A 13,578-nucleotide genomic window follows, 5' to 3' on the forward strand; every position below is an offset into this window, starting at 1 on the left:
AGTCTACCAAAGGCCTCCGCGGTGGCGGCGAGCGGCGTTCGCAGTGGGTGAACGCGGGTTGCGCGTCATTCCAGGGAGTCGCTCCGCCACAGCCGCGCGCAGCTCACGAGCTCGGCCGCGGTGGTCGAGAGGCGCAGGGCGCGGGTGGTCAGCTCGCTCGCCCGGACGGGGTTCACCGGCTCCACGTCGTCGGCGACCGAGACGGCTCCGGAGGCGCTCACGCGGCAGAACGCCGCGGCGCGGTCCAGTGCCACCGCGAAGTCGCCGTCGAAGACGCCGCGGAGGATCCGGTCGGCCAGCTCGGTGATCTCTGCCGGCCCCGTGGGAGTGCTGGCTCCGGCGACCACCGGGTCGATCGTGGCGGACAGCTCGACTCCGCGCTGGTAGAGGAAGCTCGTGCTCTCCGGGTCCTGCCGGATGACCAGCCGCAGCAGGTAGATCCGCCAGAGGGCGCCCGGCAGGCTCGCCGCGCTGGAGCGCGCCCAGAGCTCGGCGAGCGCGTCGATGCCGTTGTGGTCGGTGTACTCGACCAGGCGGTCGATGACCACCGGGTCGGGGTCGTTCCGGACACGGCTCAGCAGCGCGATCGCGGTCTCGTGGGCGACGCGGCTGATCTGCGCCGGGTCCTCTCCTCCCTGGAACGCCTCGAAGACGTGGGAGGGGAACTTGGTCGGCTTGTGGAAGCCGTCTGTCATGGGGCCGCCTTCCGCGGTCGTGCGCGCGGACGCTCTCGCGCTCGCGCTCCGTAGGGGGTTCGAGGAGGGTAACGCCCGCGGCTGGGCGGGTATGCCCGCGCGGAGGACGCGGTCCGCTCCGGGATCGTCCGCGCTCCGGGCCGCACCTGCTCCGGGCCGCACCTGCTCCGGGGGCGCCGACGGCCCGCTACCCTGGAGCGCGCGGGCCTCTAGCTCAGTTGGCAGAGCAGCGGACTTTTAATCCGCGGGTCGTCGGTTCGAGCCCGACGGGGCCCACCACACGACCGCCTGGTCGCGCTTTCCGGACAGTGCCAGGGCGCAGCCAGGTCGCAGCACTACCGTGCAGAGGTGCTGACCGTCCTCCGCGTCCTCCTGCGCCGGCCGCGGCTGTGCGAGGCGTGCCGCGTCCGGCCGGCCCGCCGCCGTGACCCGTTCTGCTCGACGGACTGCGCGAAGACGTACTACCTCTACCTCTGACGCCTCGTCCGGGCCGCGGTGCTCCGCGACGGCGTCACTCGTGGCAGAGCGACCACACCTCATCCGGGTAGTCGCGGACCTTCTCGCCGACGAGCAGGCGCCAGCGGCCGTCCTGGTGCTCGAGCAGGCGGCCGGTGACGACCTCCGAGAGCCAGTCGGAGTCGATCCGGTACCAGCGGACGAGGCGGACGGTCGTCGCGGTGTGCGAGACGCGGGTCGTCATCGCGGGAGTCCCTTCTCGAGGAGGGAGCGGGGTGCTGGAACCAGCGGGGCGTTCGACGCGCGAACGGGGGGATGACCCGCGCCGGGACGACTCCGTTGTCGACCGGCCGGGAGACTGCGGCGGGCATCCGGCGGACCGGATGCCAGGAACTCTAGACGACCGCGCGGACAGTGTCTGTCCCGTCGCCGGTCACAGCGGAGCGGCTCCGTTCAGCAGGCTCAGGGGTGGACGGTGCAGCCGGCCGGGCGCGTCTGCCGGAACGCGGCCGCTTCGCGGGTGCGGGAGCGGAGCCTCCTCGCGCGGCGGCGGAGGAGCCGCTCGCTCGGGCCGAAGGCTCCGGATTCGAGGAGCTGGCGGAGGGACAGGGTCACCTGCCGGGCCAGACGGGGATCGATGCGGCCGGGGATCCGGATCGCGTCGATGAGGTCGAGGGCGTTGCGCGTGGTGCGGGAGATCGCCATGACGGAACCCTAGGGACGCCGGGGCGCGGTGTGCGCGCCCCGGACGGGGGCGCCGACGGGGACTGATGCTCAGCCCCGGGGCGCCCCGGCGGGATCAGTCGTGCCCGTTGCTGCCGTCGCCACGGCCCGTGGAGGACTGCAGGCGGTCGATGTGCTCGGAGGCCTGGGCCTTGGTGAGGTCGGCGGGCAGGGTCTCGCCCGCCTCGCGCGCGAGAGTGTCGAGGTAGCTGCGCTGCGGGCCGGTCATCGGCTCGTCGCCGGTGACCCAGTCGGACGGGTCCTTGCTGGCGCTGGTGTCGCTGCCGTCGTCGGCACGGGCGCCGAGGACGTCGCCCTCGGTCTTGACATCGGGATCGGTGGTGTTGTCATCGCTCATGGTGCGACCGTACGCCCGACCACCGACGCCGACGAGGGCTTGCGGAGCGGGCCCGGGCGCCCCGCTTCACGAGCCGAGCAGCGCGTGCGCGACGGTGAAGATGACCAGCCCGGCCAGGGAGCCCACGACGGTGCCGTTGATCCGGATGAACTGGAGGTCCTTCCCGACCTGCAGCTCGAGCTTCTCGGACGTCTCGCGCGGGTCCCAGCGGTGGATGGTGTCGCCGATGATGCTGGCGATGTCGGTGCGGTAGCGGTCGACCAGGTTGGCCGCGACCGATCCGATCCAGGAGTCGACGGTCGCCGCGAGGTCGGCGTCGGTCGAGAGCCGGCGGCCCAGATCGACCACGATCGACTCGATGCTGCCGCGGAGGGGGCTCGACGGGTCGTCCATCGCGCCGAGGAGCGAGGCCTTCGTCGCCTCCCAGGCGTCCCCCGCGAGCTCGCGGACGCGCGGGCTGTCGAAGGCGCGGTTCTTGATCTCCTCGACGCGGGCGATCAGGTCGGGATCGGTACCCAGATCCTGCGCCAGCGTGGCGAGGTAGCCGTCGATCGCGATCCGGAACGGGTGCACCTGGTCCTCGCGCACCGCGGCGACGAAGACGAGAGCCTCGCGGTACAGCCGCTCGTCCACCGCCCGGCTGACCGCGGAGGGCAGCCAGCTCGGCAGGCGGCCGCTGACCATGCGGGTGAAGCTCTGCGGGTTCGCGGTCAGCCACTCCTCCGCCTGCTCGACCAGCGTGTCCACGAGGCGCCGGTGGTGGCCGGCCTCGACCACGGTGCCCACCAGCGAGCCCAGCGGCGGGCCCCACTGCGGGTCGAGGAGGTGGCGCCGCGCCAGCGCCTCGATCACGCGCTGCACATCGGAATCGTCCAGCAGGGCGATCGCCGAGCGGACGGCCGCCGCGCTCTCGCCGCCGACGCGGTGCGCGTTCTCCGGCTCGGCGAGCCAGAGCCCCGCCCGCCGGGCGATCCCGAAGGAGTCGAGCTTCTCGCGCACGATGGCGCCGCGGAGGAAGTTCTCCTCGACGAACTGCGCGAGGCTCGCGCCGATCTCGTCCTTCTTGGTCGGGATGATCGCGGTGTGCGGGATCGGCAGGCCCAGCGGCCGCCGGAACAGCGCGGTCACGGCGAACCAGTCGGCGAGCGCGCCGACCATCCCGCCCTCGCTCGCGGCCCGGACCCACTGCAGCCACGGGTAGCGCTCCTGCAGGGCGAACGACACGGCGAAGACGACGGCCATCACCACGAGCAGGCCCGTGGCGAGCCGCTTCATCCGGACGAGGGCGACGCGCTTGGCCTCGTCGTCGCGCCCGACGGCCGCGAGGGTGGTCATGACGCGGTGGGGAACCCCTCGTGGCGGATGCCCCACGCGACGGTCCACTCCTCGCCCGGCTCGAGCCAGCGCAGGCCCTGCCCGCTGTTGAACGCCTCTGCCGGAGCGGTCATCGGCTCCACGGCGATCGCGGTCTTCACGTCGTCGCCGTCGGGGAAGATCCGGGTGATGAAGACCTGGATGAAGTTGTGCGAGGCGTCGGCCCAGAGGAGCACGCGGCGGCCGTCCGCGGCGCGGAGGCCGTGCACGCTCTCGCCGTCGACCATCCGGACGTCGGCCCAGGCGTCGTCGAGCTCCAGGTCGCCGATGCGGCGGCCGGAGCGGAGGTCCCACTCGGTGCCCTCGACCGGGTTCTGCACGGTGGGGTTGAGGCGCTCGTCGACCTCGATGTGCACCGCCGCGTCGACGGTGATCTCGAGCTCGTCGGTCGGGACGTCGCCGATGGCGAGGAAGGGGTGCGTGCCGATGGCGACGGGCGCCTCGTCGGCTCCGACGTTGACGACGCGGTGGACGACCTTCAGCCCGTCGGCCTGCAGCTCGTAGCGGACCGAGGTCTCGAGGTGGAACGGGTAGCCCGCCTGGGGCACGACCGGCGCGGCCAGCTCGACGAAGGACGGGCCCTGGTCGACGAGGCGGTACGGGGTGCTCACCAGCAGGCCGTGGATGGCGTTGTGGTACTTCGGCTCGGTGATCGCGAGCTGGAGCGTCTCGCCGCGGTGGTGCCAGCGCCCGTCCTTCACGCGGTTGGGCCAGGGCATCAGGACGATGCCCGAGCCGAACGGCGGAACGGTGCTCTCCGGGTAGGAGGCGGTGATCTCCACTCCGTCGACCGAGAGGTGGCGCAGCGCTGCGGCCACCTCCGTCACGACGGCGTGCAGGGTGCGTCCCTCGGCGGTGAGGTCGAGCGGGAACTGGCGCCCGGTGGCGGGGGCGGGGGTGAAGTCGGCCATTCCTCGATCCTACGGACTGACGCGCTCGCCGAGCGCCCGGCAGCGGGTGACCGCGAGCCCCGCCTCCTCCAGAGCGGCGACGAGTCCGTCGCCGGCCCCCGCCCCCGTGAGCAGACGGTCGAACTCGTCGGGAGCGGCGACCCGGCCGAGGTCGACCACTCCGAGCTTCGAGGAGTCCGCGACCACGACCCGGCGGGTCGCCGCCTGCAGCATCCGGCGCTTCAGAGTCGCCTCGGGGAGGTTGACGTTGGTGACACCGGCCTCGGGATGCACGCCGGTGCAGCCGATGAAGGCGATGTCGGCGCGGATCCGCTCGAGCAGCTCGGACGCCAGCGGCTCGACCAGCGAGTGCTGCAGCGGCCGCAGAGTGCCCCCGGTGACGACGACCGTGAAGCGCGGGATGGCCGGCTCGAGCGCCAGCGCCGTGGAGAGGCCGTTCGTGATCACCGTGACGTCGCGCAGCTCCTCCCGCGCCACGAGCGCGTGCGCGATGGCGAGCGGGGTGGTGCCCACGTCGAGCACGATGCTCTGCCCGGAGGAGACGGAGGCGGCGGCCTCCTCGCCGATCGCGGCCTTCTCGTCGGAGGCGGCGCTCAGGCCCTCCTCGAGCGAGCGCTCGCCGGTGCGTCTCGGCGCCGGGATCGCCCCTCCGCGCACCCGCTGGAGGACGCCCTCGCTCGCGAGCAGGGCGAGATCGGAGCGGACCGTGACGACCGAGACCCCGAGCATGTCGGCCATCGGGGCGACCCCGACGAAGCCCGAGCTCTCGGCGGCCAGACGCAGCCGCAGCCGGCGCTCGATCGCCGACGTGGACTCCTGCTCGCCGTCCGTCCTCATCCGCCCATCGTGCCCGCGGGCCGGTGGACTTGTCAAAGGGAAAACGAGCTTTCCTTTTCGAAGATGCGCCCCTAGTCTGACTCCTGCCATGAACGAAGCGATCACACTCTCCGCCGGCGTCGTCAAGCGCCCGCACACGCTGGCCGACGGCCGCGAGCTCCTCTACTTCGACGACGCCGACACGACCCTCCCCCCGGAGCGCGCCGCCGACGCACGCCACCTCGACCCCCGCCCTGCCACCGCGCGGATGCGCCAGGACGTGCTGACCGGCGAGTGGGTCTCCATCGCCGCGTCGCGCCAGAACCGCGTGTTCCTGCCGCCGGCCGAGCTCGATCCGCTCGCCCCGGCGTCGCCGACGAACCCGTCGGAGGTGCCCAGCCGCTACGACGTCGCCGTCTTCGAGAACCGCTCCCCCTCCTTCGGCCCGCTCCTCGAGGACGCGGACGCGCCCGCCTCCCTGGAGGACCTGCGCACTCTCGGGCTCGGCCGGACGCTGACCAGCGTCGGCCGCTGCGAGGTCGTCTGCTTCAGCCCCGAGCACGAGGGCTCGTTCGCCACGCTCAGCGCCTCCCGCGCCCGGACCGTGGTCGAGGCCTGGGCCGACCGCGTGGGCGCCCTCTCGGCCCTTCCCGGCGTGCAGCAGGTCTTCCCGTTCGAGAACCGCGGCGAGGCGATCGGCGTCACGCTGCACCATCCCCACGGGCAGATCTACTCCTACCCCTACGTCACGCCGCGCACGACCCGCCTGCTCGCCTCGCTCGACAGCTACGGGCCGTCGATGTTCGCCGACGTCCTCGCCTTCGAGCAGGCCGGCGAGCGCGTCCTCCTCCGCGGCGAGCACTTCACCGCGTTCGTGCCGTTCGCCGCGCGCTGGCCGGTCGAGGTGCACCTCCTGCCGCACCGCCACGTCCCGGACCTGGCGGCGACCACCCCGGAGGAGCGCGACGAGCTGGCTGCGATGTACCAGCGCCTGCTCCGCGGCATCGACGCCCTCTACGACACCCCGACGCCCTACATCGCCGCCTGGCACCAGGCCCCGGTGCACGAGCGCCGCGACGAGGTGCGCCTGATGCTCCAGATCACCTCGCCCCGCCGCGCCGAGACGAAGCTCAAGTACCTCGCGGGGAGCGAGGCCGCGATGGGCGCCTGGATCGGCGACATCGCCCCCGAGACGAGCGCCGCGGCCCTGCGCGCGGCGATCGAGCGGGCCGACGCGGCCGTGCTCGAGGCCGGGATCGCACAGCGCCCCGACGCGGCGCTGCCGGTCGCCGCGCACAGCGACGACTCGCTTCCCGGCGGCGCCGCCACTCCCGCCACCACCGCCGCCGACATCGCCGAGGAGAACCGATGACCCCCGCTCCCGCCTCCCTGACCGCCGTCGCCGAGAGCGCGGCCGCCGCCTTCGAGCGCACCTTCGGCCGCCCTGCCGCGGGCGTCTGGGCCGGCCCCGGCCGCGTGAACCTGATCGGCGAGCACACCGACTACAACGACGGCTTCGTCTTCCCCTTCGCGATCGACCGCGCCACGGCGATGGCCGTCGCTCCGAGGGAGGACCGCCTGATCCGGATCAGCAGCGCCTTCTCCCCCGAGGTGGTCGAGGTCGCTCTCGACGAGCTCGGCCCCGGCGCCGTGACCGGCTGGTCGGCCTACCCGCTCGGCGTGGTCTGGGCGCTCACCGAGTACGGCGTCGACCTGGGCTCCCGCTCGGGCTTCGACGCGTACGTCGACTCCGACGTGCCGGTCGGCGCGGGGCTCTCGAGCTCGGCGGCTCTGATGTGCGCGATGGCCGTCGCCCTCGACGAGCTCTGGCACCTCGGCTTCGACCGCGCGACGATGGCCCGCGTCGGTCGTCGCGCCGAGAACGTCGCGGTCGGCGCCCCCACCGGGATCATGGACGAGTCCGCCTCCCTCTTCGGGAAGCGCGACGCCGCGGTGTTCCTGGACTGCCGCAGCCTCGACACCGAGGTCGTCCCCCTCGGCTTCGAGGAGGCCGGGCTCGTCCTGCTCGTCGTCGACACCCGCGTCGAGCACGCGCACGCCACCGGCGGCTACGCCGAGCGGCGCGCCTCCTGCGAGCTCGGCGCCGCGACCCTCGGCGTGCCGTCGCTCCGCGAGCTGACGGTCGACGACCTGCCGCGCGCCCAGGAGCTCCTCGACGACGTCACCTACCGGCGCGTGAAGCACGTCGTGACCGAGGACGCCCGCGTGCTCGAGACCGTCCGCACCCTGCGCGAGCACGGTCCCCGGGCGATCGGCGATCTGCTCGACGCCGGCCACGTCTCACTCCGCGACGACTTCGAGATCTCGGTGCCCGAGCTCGACACCGCCGTCGAGGCGGCGCGCGGCGCCGGAGCGATCGGCGCCCGGATGACCGGCGGCGGCTTCGGCGGCTCCGCGATCGCCCTCACGCCGGTGGAGAAGGAGGAGGAGGTCCGCGCCGCGGTCCTCGCCGCCTTCGCCGAGAAGGGCTTCGCGACTCCGGAGCTCTTCCTGGTCACGGCCGCCGACGGCGCGGGTCGCGTGCTCTGACCTCTGCTCCCGTCGACGCCCCCCTGCGACCTCGCGTCGCAGGGGGCGTTCCTCGTCCAGCCGCTACGGCGCCGGATCCGGCGGAACGACGGCGCGCGATTCTCCCCCGGTGACCCGGACCAGCTCGGCGAAGCTCGTCGGGTAGACGGTGTGCGCGTGCCCGGCCGCAGCCCAGACCACGTCGTAGGCGGCGAGGGCCGTGTCGACCACGGTGCGCAGCGGCGCGGGATGGCCCACCGGCGCGATCCCGCCGATCGTCTGGCCCGTCGCGGACTTCACCTCCGCGGCCGGCGCCCGGGTGATCGATCCGCCCAGCTGCACGCCCAGCCAGGCGGTGTCGACGCGGTGGCCGCCGCTGGTCAGGACCAGCAGCGGCGCACCGTCGAGCAGGAACACGAGCGAGTTGGCGATCTGGCCGACGTCGACGCCCAGCGCCTCGGCCGCCAGTGCGGCCGTCGACGCGGCCGAATCGAGCCAGCGCACGGTCGGGTGCACGCCGTCCCGGTCGAGGTCGTCGAGGACGCGGTCGACGGCCGGGTGGCTCCGTTCGCTCATGCCGCCGAGGCTAGCGCCCCGGCCGCGCTCACTTCTCGAACGTGGAGGCGTCGATCACGAAGCGGTAGCGGACGTCCGAGGCGAGGACGCGCTCGTAGGCCTCGTTGATCTGCGAGGCCGAGACGACCTCGACCTCGCTCGCGATGCCCTTCTCGGCACAGAAGTCGAGCATCTCCTGGGTCTCGCGGATGCCGCCGATGCCCGAGCCCGCGAAGGAGCGACGGGCGCCGAAGAGCGTGAAGACGTGCAACGGCAGCGCCTCGGCCGGAGCGCCCACGTTCACCATCGTGCCGTTGCGGCGCAGGAGCCCCAGGTAGGCGTCGAGGTCGAGGGGCGCGCTGACCGTGTTGACGATCAGGTCGAAGGTGTTCGCGAGATCGGTGAAGGTCGCCTCGTCGCGCGTCGCGTAGTAGTGGTCGGCGCCCAGGCGGAGGCCGTCCTCCTTCTTGCTGAGGGTCTGCGAGAGCACGGTGACCTCGGCGCCCATCGCGTGCGCGAACTTGACGGCCATGTGGCCGAGCCCGCCGAGGCCGACGACGGCCACGCGCTTGCCGGGCCCCGCCTCCCAGTGCGAGAGCGGCGAGTAGGTCGTGATGCCCGCGCACAGCAGCGGAGCGGCGGCCTCGTAGGGGATCGACTCCGGAACGCGGAGCACGAAGTCCTCGACGACGACGACGTGCGTGGAGTAGCCGCCCTGGGTGATGGTGCCGTCGCGGTCGACGGAGGCGTAGGTGCCGGTGTTGCCCTTCAGGCAGTACTGCTCCTCGCCCGCGAGGCAGTTCTCGCACTCGCGGCAGGAGTTCACCATGCAGCCGACGCCGACGCGGTCGCCGACGGAGTGCTTGGTGACTTCGGAGCCGACCTCGGCGACGACGCCGACGATCTCGTGGCCGACGGTCAGCGGGTACGCCACCGGACCCCAGTCTCCGCGGACGGTGTGGATGTCGGAGTGGCAGATGCCGGAGTAGGCGATCTCGATGAGCACGTCGTGCGGTCCGACGTCGCGGCGCTCGATGGTGGTGGGGACGAGCGGCTCGGTCGCGGAGGGGGCGGCGTAGGCGGTGACGGTGAGCATGGGTTCTCCTCGTGGGGCGGGGCGCGCTCCGAGGACGTGTCCGACGGGGTGGGGGACGCGAGAGCGCCGGGCCACGCTACCGGCAGGCGACTGGACGTCGCCCCCGAGCGCGGTCCGGCGCGGGTCCTGTGGCGCGGGACCGGTCAGCGCAGGGCGCGCTCGGCCGCCGTCACCACGTTGTGGATGAGCATCGCGCGCGTCATCGGGCCGACTCCGCCGGGCACGGGCGAGAGCCAGCCCGCGACCTCCGCCACCTCCGGTGCGACGTCGCCCGTCAGCTTCGCGCGGCCCGTCTCCGGGTTCTCGACCCGCGTGATGCCCACGTCGAGCACGGCGGCGCCGGGCTTCACCCAGTCGGCGCGGATGAGCCCGGGCACGCCCACGGCGGCCACCACGATGTCGGCGCGGCGCACCTCCGCGGCGAGATCGGCCGTGCGGGAGTGGGTGAGGGTCACGGTGGCGTCGAGGCCCTTCCGCGTGAGCAGGAGCCCGAGCGGACGGCCGACGGTGAGCCCGCGGCCCACGACGACGACATGCCGGCCCGAGGTCGGGATGCCGTGGCGCTGCAGCATCTCGACGATCCCGTTCGGCGTGCAGGGCAGCGGGCTGTCCAGCTCACCCTCGACGCCGAGCACCAGGCGGCCGAGGTTGGTGGGGTGCAGGCCGTCGGCGTCCTTGTCCGGATCCATGAGCTCGAGCATCGCGTTCTCGTCGATGCCCTCCGGCAGCGGGAGCTGGATGATGTACCCGGTCACGGCCTCCGAGTCGTTGAGCTGCCGGATGGCAGCGCGGATGTCGTCCGCCGACGCGGTCGCGGGGAGGTCCACGCGGATCGACTCGATCCCGACCTCCGCGCAGTCGCGGTGCTTGCCCGCGACGTACGAGCGGGAGGCGGGATCGTCCCCCACCAGCAGCGTGCCGAGCCCGGGCACGACGCCCCGCTCGCGTAGAGCGGCGACCCGCTCCGCGATCTCCGTCTTGACCGCTGTCGCCGTCGCGACGCCGTCGAGTACCTGTGCCGTCATCTCGGGCTCCTCGGTCGTGGCGCGGCGGAGGTGGGCGGTGCCCCGTCCTCCGCCGCGCGGGTGGTGCAGCGGATCGACTACAGCCCGGGGTAGAGCGGGAAGTCGTCGGTGAGGCGGGCGACACGGCCGCGCAGCGCCTCGAGGTCGGCCGAGGGCTTGAGCGCCTCGGCGATGACGTCGGCGACCTCGGTGAACTCCGTGTCGCCGAAGCCGCGCGTCGCGAGCGCCGGCGTGCCGATGCGCAGGCCCGAGGTGACCATCGGCGGGCGGGGGTCGAACGGCACGGCGTTGCGGTTGACCGTGATGCCGACCTCGTGGAGGCGGTCCTCGGCCTGCTTGCCGTCCAACGGCGAGTCGCGCAGGTCGGCGAGGACGAGGTGGACGTCCGTGCCGCCGGTCAGGACGTCGATGCCCTCGGCCTTCGAGTCGGCCGCCGTGAGGCGCTCGGCGAGGATCTGCGCGCCGCGGATGGTGCGTGCCTGGCGATCGGCGAACTCGGGCTCGCCGGCGAGCTTGAACGCGGTCGCCTTCGCGGCGATCACGTGCATGAGCGGGCCGCCCTGCTGGCCGGGGAAGACGGCCGAGTTCAGCTTCTTGGCGTACTCCTGCTTCGCGAGGATGAGCCCCGAGCGCGGGCCGGCCAGCGTCTTGTGGACGGTGGTCGTCACGAGGTCGGCGTAGGGCACCGGCGACGGGTGCAGCCCCGCCGCCACGAGGCCTGCGAAGTGGGCCATGTCGACCCAGAGCTTCGCGCCGACCTCGTCGGCGATGGCGCGGAACGCCTCGAAGTCGAGCTGACGGGGGTAGGCGGACCAGCCGGCGATGAGCACCTGTGGACGGACCTCGAGGGCCTTCTCGCGGACCGCGTCCATGTCGATGCGGAAGGTCTGCGGGTCGACGCCGTACGCGGTCGCGTTGTAGAGCTTGCCCGAGAAGTTCAGCTTCATGCCGTGGGTCAGGTGGCCGCCGTGCGCGAGCTCGAGGCCGAGGATGGTGTCTCCGGGCTGCACGAGCGCGGCGAGCGCCGCGGCGTTGGCGGAGGCTCCGGAGTGCGGCTGGACGTTGGCGAACTCGGCGCCGAAGAGGGCCTTGGCGCGGTCGATCGCGAGCTGCTCGGCGATGTCGACGTACTCGCAGCCGCCGTAGTAGCGGCGTCCGGGGTAGCCCTCGGCGTACTTGTTGGTCAGGACGGAGCCCTGCGACTCGAGGATCGCGCGCGGCACGAAGTTCTCGCTCGCGATCATCTCGAGGTAGCCGCGCTGGCGGTCGAGCTCCTGCTGGAGCACGGCGGCGATCTCGGGGTCGACCACCGACACGGGCTGGTCGAACGAGGCGGCGACGCCGGGGCTGGCGGGGGAAGAGGACACGGACGCTCCTTGGCTGGGAAACGGAAGGGGCCCGGCAGGTCGCTGCGGCGCGACACGGCTCGTTCGGGCGACCCGATCTACGGTATCCGTTCCAGCCCAGGCGTGCGGCGGGAAAAGTGTCCGGGGCGCTGCCCCGGAGGAGGTGCCGCTCCCTGATGGTCACCCATCCGAACGCCAGTCGCGGCGGGCTCACTCTAGCAAGCGGGCCGGGTGGCGCGGGAGTCGCGCCAGTCGGGGGCGGGCACGCGCGATCGTGCGACGATCCCTCGGGCGGTCCCGGCGCGGGACCGGGAGGGAGGGCGTCGCCGTGAGTCCTCGACGCCGCTCCGAGCGCATCGACGGCCGCAGCGACGAGGAGCTCGTCGCGCTGGTCCGGGAGGGCCGCACCGACGCGGTCTCCGAGCTCTGGCGCCGCCACTCCTCGGCCGGGCGCACCGTGGCCCGGGCGTGGGCGAGCAGCTCCGACCCCGACGACCTGGTCTCGGAGGCGTTCCTCCGCGTCCTGCGGGCGATCGCGCGCGGCGGCGGACCCGAGGGCGCCTTCCGCCCCTACTTCTTCACCACCGTCCGCAACGTCGCGGGATCCTGGGCCCGGCGGGACCGGCACGAGCGGCCGTTCGACGAGGCCGACCGCGCCCTCCCCTCTGCCGGCCCCGATCCCGAGGCGCACGCCCTCGCCGCCCTCGAGCGCGACCTGGGCGCGCGCGCGTTCCGGGCGCTGCCGCCGCGCTGGCAGGAGGTGCTCTGGTACACGGAGGTGGAGGGCCTGTCCCCCGCCGCCGCCGCACCGCTGATGGGCCTGCGGCCCAACGCGGTCGCAGCGCTCGGGGTGCGGGCGCGGGAGGGGCTGCGCTCCGCGTGGATCCGGGAGCACGTGGCGGACGCCTCGGCGACGGGCGAGTGCGAGTGGGTGCTCGAGCGGGCGGGGACGTACGCGCGAGGACGAGCCCCCGTCCGGGACAGGCACCGCATCGATCGGCACCTGGACGGGTGCCTCTCCTGCCGGGAGGCGCTGGCGGAGGCCGAGAGCACTGCGCGCCGCCTCGCGTCGGTGCTGCTGCCGCTCTCGGCCGGCGTGAGCGGTGCGGCAGCCTGGGCGGCGGGCGGGGGCTCCGGCGCGGCCTCCGGTCCGCTGCCGAGCGCGGTCCGGGCGTCGAGCGCGGTTCGAGCGTCGAGAGCGGTCCGAGCGTCGAGAGCGGGCAGCGGAACAGGAGTGGTCGTCGCCGCGTCCGCTGCGGCGGCACTCGCGATCGCGGGAGTCGTCGGGGCGGCGGTTCTGCTGTCCGGGAACGGGGGCGGCGCGCTCGTGGCGGCGGAGGACGCCTCCGCGCGGGTGGACGAGCGCGCAACGGCCGAGGCGGCTGCGCCCACATCGAGCGGAGGAGCGGCGGCGAGCGCCGACCGGCCGGAGACGGACCCGGAGGCCGCGGACCGGACGAGTGCAGCGGACGGCGATCCGGCGGGGCGGTCCAGCGGTTCCGGCGCCGCTCCGAGGAGCACGGTGCCGGCCGTGGCCGGACGGGCTGCGTCGGACGATGCCGGAGCGACGCGCGCGACCCCCGGGAGGACGGGACGCCCGCCGCAACAAAAGCCGTCCCACGATCCCGTCGGCGCACCGGCGTCGAGAGGGATCGAGGCGACCGCCTCCCCGACTCCTGCCGCCGAGCCCGCCC

The 13,578-nt window shown here is 73.6% G+C and carries 15 protein-coding genes and 1 tRNA gene; 5 read left to right on the plus strand and 11 right to left on the minus strand.

Features of this window, described 5'->3' with window-relative positions; genetic code table 11:
- Positions 1-65: 65 nt before the first annotated feature.
- The gene (locus C5C63_RS14995) at positions 66-695 is read right to left on the minus strand and encodes a DNA-directed RNA polymerase subunit beta (RefSeq protein WP_104261007.1); all 630 of its coding nucleotides are present in this window, start codon (positions 693-695) and stop codon (positions 66-68) included.
- 203 nt (positions 696-898) lie between these two features.
- On the opposite strand from C5C63_RS14995, the gene C5C63_RS15000 reads away from it, so the two are divergent.
- Both C5C63_RS15000 and C5C63_RS17475 read left to right on the plus strand, forming a co-directional pair.
- A tRNA-Lys gene (locus C5C63_RS15000) sits at positions 899-974 on the plus strand.
- Positions 975-1,043: 69 nt separating this feature from the next.
- Positions 1,044-1,172: a hypothetical protein gene (locus tag C5C63_RS17475; protein WP_258059535.1), complete on the plus strand. Its 129-nt coding sequence runs from the start codon at positions 1,044-1,046 to the stop codon at positions 1,170-1,172.
- Positions 1,173-1,206: 34 nt separating this feature from the next.
- On the opposite strand, the gene C5C63_RS15005 is transcribed toward C5C63_RS17475, so the two are convergent.
- The 6 genes from C5C63_RS15005 to C5C63_RS15030 form a co-directional block, all read right to left on the minus strand.
- A complete protein-coding gene (locus C5C63_RS15005) occupies positions 1,207-1,395 on the minus strand; it encodes a hypothetical protein (RefSeq protein WP_104224712.1) in 189 nt (62 codons plus the stop codon).
- Positions 1,396-1,613: 218 nt separating this feature from the next.
- Positions 1,614-1,856, minus strand: coding sequence for a hypothetical protein (locus tag C5C63_RS15010; protein ID WP_104273395.1), 243 nt, complete (start codon positions 1,854-1,856; stop codon positions 1,614-1,616).
- Between the two features lie 94 nt (positions 1,857-1,950).
- Positions 1,951-2,232 carry a DUF3072 domain-containing protein gene (locus C5C63_RS15015; RefSeq protein ID WP_104224714.1) on the minus strand — a complete coding sequence of 94 codons (282 nt, stop codon included), beginning with the start codon at positions 2,230-2,232 and terminating at the stop codon, positions 1,951-1,953.
- Between the two features lie 66 nt (positions 2,233-2,298).
- Positions 2,299-3,567: a DUF445 domain-containing protein gene (locus C5C63_RS15020; protein ID WP_104233899.1), complete on the minus strand. Its 1,269-nt coding sequence runs from the start codon at positions 3,565-3,567 to the stop codon at positions 2,299-2,301.
- Positions 3,564-4,517 (minus strand): aldose 1-epimerase family protein, encoded by a 954-nt coding sequence (locus tag C5C63_RS15025; protein WP_104233900.1) that lies wholly within the window; start codon positions 4,515-4,517, stop codon positions 3,564-3,566. The genes C5C63_RS15020 and C5C63_RS15025 overlap by 4 nt, the downstream gene beginning before the upstream one ends.
- 9 nt (positions 4,518-4,526) lie before the next feature.
- A complete protein-coding gene (locus C5C63_RS15030; RefSeq protein WP_104326363.1) occupies positions 4,527-5,354 on the minus strand; it encodes a DeoR/GlpR family DNA-binding transcription regulator in 828 nt (275 codons plus the stop codon).
- An 88-nt stretch (positions 5,355-5,442) separates the two neighbouring features.
- Here C5C63_RS15030 and galT point away from each other — a divergent pair, with 88 nt between their 5' ends.
- Positions 5,443-6,705 (plus strand): galactose-1-phosphate uridylyltransferase, encoded by a 1,263-nt coding sequence (galT, locus tag C5C63_RS15035; RefSeq protein WP_104256412.1) that lies wholly within the window; start codon positions 5,443-5,445, stop codon positions 6,703-6,705.
- Positions 6,702-7,883 (plus strand): galactokinase, encoded by a 1,182-nt coding sequence (galK, locus tag C5C63_RS15040; RefSeq protein WP_104326364.1) that lies wholly within the window; start codon positions 6,702-6,704, stop codon positions 7,881-7,883. Before galT ends, galK begins: the two co-directional genes overlap by 4 nt.
- Positions 7,884-7,946: 63 nt before the next feature.
- Here the strand turns inward: galK and C5C63_RS15045 are convergent, their stop codons facing one another.
- The 4 genes from C5C63_RS15045 to glyA form a co-directional block, all read right to left on the minus strand.
- Complete coding sequence (locus tag C5C63_RS15045) at positions 7,947-8,438, minus strand: YbaK/EbsC family protein (RefSeq protein WP_104295730.1); 492 nt, start codon at positions 8,436-8,438, stop codon at positions 7,947-7,949.
- Positions 8,439-8,466: 28 nt separating this feature from the next.
- Complete coding sequence (locus C5C63_RS15050) at positions 8,467-9,513, minus strand: NAD(P)-dependent alcohol dehydrogenase (protein ID WP_104233905.1); 1,047 nt, start codon at positions 9,511-9,513, stop codon at positions 8,467-8,469.
- Positions 9,514-9,656: 143 nt separating this feature from the next.
- Positions 9,657-10,538 carry a bifunctional methylenetetrahydrofolate dehydrogenase/methenyltetrahydrofolate cyclohydrolase gene (locus C5C63_RS15055; RefSeq protein WP_104295729.1) on the minus strand — a complete coding sequence of 294 codons (882 nt, stop codon included), beginning with the start codon at positions 10,536-10,538 and terminating at the stop codon, positions 9,657-9,659.
- A 77-nt stretch (positions 10,539-10,615) separates the two neighbouring features.
- Positions 10,616-11,905: a serine hydroxymethyltransferase gene (glyA, locus tag C5C63_RS15060; RefSeq protein WP_104326365.1), complete on the minus strand. Its 1,290-nt coding sequence runs from the start codon at positions 11,903-11,905 to the stop codon at positions 10,616-10,618.
- A gap of 307 nt (positions 11,906-12,212) precedes the next feature.
- Here glyA and C5C63_RS15065 point away from each other — a divergent pair.
- The coding region (locus tag C5C63_RS15065; RefSeq protein WP_104326366.1) for a sigma-70 family RNA polymerase sigma factor at positions 12,213-13,578 on the plus strand (1,366 nt) is incomplete at its 3' end.

The organism is Rathayibacter sp. AY1B8 (assembly GCF_002932775.1).
GTDB lineage: Bacteria > Actinomycetota > Actinomycetes > Actinomycetales > Microbacteriaceae > Rathayibacter.

Coding starts and splice junctions, on each gene's coding strand:
- C5C63_RS14995 (WP_104261007.1), bottom strand. CDS start 695: ATGACAGACGGCTTCCACAAGCCGACCAAGTTCCCCTCCCACGTCTTC.
- C5C63_RS15005 (WP_104224712.1), bottom strand. CDS start 1,395: ATGACGACCCGCGTCTCGCACACCGCGACGACCGTCCGCCTCGTCCGC.
- C5C63_RS15010 (WP_104273395.1), bottom strand. CDS start 1,856: ATGGCGATCTCCCGCACCACGCGCAACGCCCTCGACCTCATCGACGCG.
- C5C63_RS15015 (WP_104224714.1), bottom strand. CDS start 2,232: ATGAGCGATGACAACACCACCGATCCCGATGTCAAGACCGAGGGCGAC.
- C5C63_RS15020 (WP_104233899.1), bottom strand. CDS start 3,567: ATGACCACCCTCGCGGCCGTCGGGCGCGACGACGAGGCCAAGCGCGTC.
- C5C63_RS15025 (WP_104233900.1), bottom strand. CDS start 4,517: ATGGCCGACTTCACCCCCGCCCCCGCCACCGGGCGCCAGTTCCCGCTC.
- C5C63_RS15030 (WP_104326363.1), bottom strand. CDS start 5,354: ATGAGGACGGACGGCGAGCAGGAGTCCACGTCGGCGATCGAGCGCCGG.
- galT (WP_104256412.1), top strand. CDS start 5,443: ATGAACGAAGCGATCACACTCTCCGCCGGCGTCGTCAAGCGCCCGCAC.
- galK (WP_104326364.1), top strand. CDS start 6,702: ATGACCCCCGCTCCCGCCTCCCTGACCGCCGTCGCCGAGAGCGCGGCC.
- C5C63_RS15045 (WP_104295730.1), bottom strand. CDS start 8,438: ATGAGCGAACGGAGCCACCCGGCCGTCGACCGCGTCCTCGACGACCTC.
- C5C63_RS15050 (WP_104233905.1), bottom strand. CDS start 9,513: ATGCTCACCGTCACCGCCTACGCCGCCCCCTCCGCGACCGAGCCGCTC.
- C5C63_RS15055 (WP_104295729.1), bottom strand. CDS start 10,538: ATGACGGCACAGGTACTCGACGGCGTCGCGACGGCGACAGCGGTCAAG.